The 2,858-nt window shown below is 62.0% G+C and carries 3 protein-coding genes; 2 read left to right on the top strand and 1 reads right to left on the bottom strand.

Features of this window, described 5'->3' with window-relative positions:
* A partial coding sequence (locus M9890_15730; GenBank protein MCO5178405.1) for an isocitrate/isopropylmalate family dehydrogenase occupies positions 1-362 on the bottom strand: 362 nt, incomplete at its 3' end.
* A gap of 162 nt (positions 363-524) precedes the next feature.
* Here M9890_15730 and M9890_15725 point away from each other — a divergent pair.
* Both M9890_15725 and gpmI read left to right on the top strand, forming a co-directional pair.
* Complete coding sequence (locus M9890_15725; GenBank protein MCO5178404.1) at positions 525-1,748, top strand: ribonuclease H-like domain-containing protein; 1,224 nt, start codon at positions 525-527, stop codon at positions 1,746-1,748.
* The coding region (gpmI, locus tag M9890_15720; protein MCO5178403.1) for a 2,3-bisphosphoglycerate-independent phosphoglycerate mutase at positions 1,745-2,858 on the top strand (1,114 nt) is incomplete at its 3' end. The genes M9890_15725 and gpmI, both read left to right, overlap by 4 nt.

Here is a 2,858-nt window from a genome sequence, read left to right as displayed (position 1 = left end):
TCCATGTTCTCGCGGACGACGACGAGATCGATATTTGTGAACATCGACCGGACGCCTTCGTACGTCCGTGCCGGGCGCAGGTTGGCATAGAGCTGGAGCGCGTGGCGCAGGCCAACGTTCACGCTCCGGAAGCCGCCGCCGAGTGGTGTTGTCAACGGACCCTTGATCGCGATCGAATTCTTGCGGATGGAATCGAGGACTGTCTCAGGAAGGACATCGCCAACCTTCTCGAGCGCTGTCATGCCAGCTTCCTGGACGTCCCACTCGAAGGCGATGCCGGTCGCTTCGAGAACGCGCCGCGTGGCGGTTGAAACCTCGGGCCCGATACCGTCACCGGGAATGAGCGTCACCTGATAGGCCATAGCGGTCGACTCTCCTCGCGTTCCTTCAAACGATTGGCCGGCCAAGCAGCGGCGCGGCCCGTTCTCCCTGTCCTGACAGGATTCTAGGCTTGCACAAATTGGAGTGTCAAACCTCGACGAGCCGCCTACAATGTCCAGCATGAGTACGGACGGGTTATCCGGATGAGCGAGAGGTCGTTTCGCGAACGATTCGGAGCGCTGCAACGCGATGCGGTGCGTCCGCAGCGCGCGGTGCAGGACGAATGGCCCCTGCCCGCTGAAGCACGCCTGCTTTCAACACCGGCAGGACCGTGCGCAGTAATCGAGCGTGTCGTTGGCGGGCAGCCCATTGTGGCAGCCCACGAGCGATTCTTCGCAGCCGCGGCAACGAACAACCACCGCTACCACGATCCGCGTCGCCTGATCTTCCTTGATACGGAAACCACCGGCTTATCCGGCGGAACTGGTACCTATGTCTTCCTTGTGGGCATCGGGCGGTTCGTTGGGCGGGATTTCCTGCTGCGCCAGTTCTTCCTGCGTCATCCCGGCGACGAGCGGGCGCTTCTTGCCGGTCTGTCGGAGGCGCTGACGGGAGCGGACGGACTGGTCACCTACAACGGGCGCACCTTTGATGTTCCGCTACTCGACACACGCTATCGGATGCACGCCCAGTCATTCCCAGAGTTGGGCACTCATTTTGATCTCCTTTCGCCGGCGCGCGCAATCTGGAAGCATCGCCTGCCGAATTGCTCGTTGGGTACGATCGAGCGCATGGTGCTCGGCGTCTCGCGTGGGCTGGATGCCCCCGGTTGGATGATCCCGCAGATGTATTTCGATTACCTGCAGTCGCGGGATGTCGCGTCGCTTGACGCTGTCTTCGAGCACAACCGCACCGATATTGTGACGCTGGCGCGGCTGATGGCAGTTGTGCAGTCCTACGAGGCAGGGCTGGACCAGCCGACCGATGCAGTAGACCGCGTGGCAGTCGCGCTGCATCGCTGGCGCACGATTGGGTCGCCCGAGGCGTTCGATGAATTGAGCGACTGCTGGAGCACGCTGTCGGTCCCAACCGCACTGCGGCTACGGGCGCTCCGTGAGGTGACGGTTACGCTCAAGCGCCAGCGCAACTACGCGACCGCGTGTGCGATCTGGGAGAATGCGCTCTCTGATCCGAGCCGTGACATTCGATTGCTGGCGGCTGAAGAGCTCTCGAAACACCTGGAGCATCGTGAGCGCGATCATGAGCGCGCATTGGCGATCGCCCAGCGTGGTGCGGACGGTGCGGCACTCGGCGGTGATCTGGAAATGGTCGCAGCATTCGAGCATCGGTTGCGACGACTGGAGATGAAGCTCCGACGGACGCAAACAGGGCACGCTGTCGGTGAAGGGATGTTGGATCTGGAATGACAGACGGCCAGAATCGTCAGCCTGTGGCACTCGTGATTCTTGATGGTTGGGGCCTTGCCCCTGCCGGGCCGGGGAACGCGATTGACCTCGCCGAAACGCCGGTATTCGACCGTCTCTGGTCGACCCACCCACATACGACCCTGCACACATCCGGTCGCGATGTCGGCCTGCCGGATGGTCAGATGGGGAACTCCGAAGTAGGACACCTCAACCTGGGCGCCGGGTTTGTCGTGTATCAGTCGATCACCCGCATCGATCTGGCGATCGAGGATGGATCGTTCTTCGAGAATCCGGCACTGGCCCACGCCATCGACCGCACGAACGATGGCACCCGGACACTCCACCTCATTGGGCTCGTGTCCGACGGCGGTGTGCATTCTCACGTCCGTCATCTGGATGCGCTGCTACGCATGGCGGTTGAGCGAGGCGCGGCGCGCGTAGCGATCCACGCTATCCTCGATGGTCGAGACACGTCACCGACCGGCGGAGCCGAGTATCTGCTGAACGTGCAATCGATGATTGCGCATCATGGCGTGGGCGCCGTCGCGTCAGTTATTGGACGCTACTTCGCAATGGATCGCGACCGGCGCTGGGAACGTACACGCAAGGCGTACAACCTTCTAGTGCACGGGACTGGGCAGGTGAGCCACGATCCGATCGCCGCTGTCTCCGAGAGCTACGCTGCCGGAGTGACCGATGAATTCATCGAGCCGATTTCGATCCGCGGGGATGATGATGCCCCCATAGTTATCGGTGAGTCAGACTCGGTCGTCTTCTTCAACTTCCGGGCCGATCGTGCGCGCCAACTGACGCAGGCGCTCATTGGTCCGCCGATCGAAGATGTCCAGTTCGATGCCCGACCGGCCAATCTGGACTTCGTTGCCATGACCGAATACGCAGATTATCTCGATGCGGCGGTAGCGTTTCCGGCAATCGAGGTGAAGGCTCCGATCGCGCGGGTCGTGTCGGAGGCAGGCGAGCATCAGCTCCACGTTGCCGAGACGGAGAAGTACGCGCACGTCACCTACTTCTTCAATGGCGGGCGTGAAGAACCGTTTGACGGCGAAGACCGCGCGCTTGTCCCGTCACCGAAGGTGGCGACGTACGACC

The sequence above is a fragment of the Thermomicrobiales bacterium genome (assembly GCA_023954495.1).
Taxonomy (GTDB): domain Bacteria; phylum Chloroflexota; class Chloroflexia; order Thermomicrobiales; family CFX8; genus JAMLIA01.
Note: the sequence above shows the minus strand (reverse complement) of the source record. Positions and strands in the feature narration are given on the sequence as shown.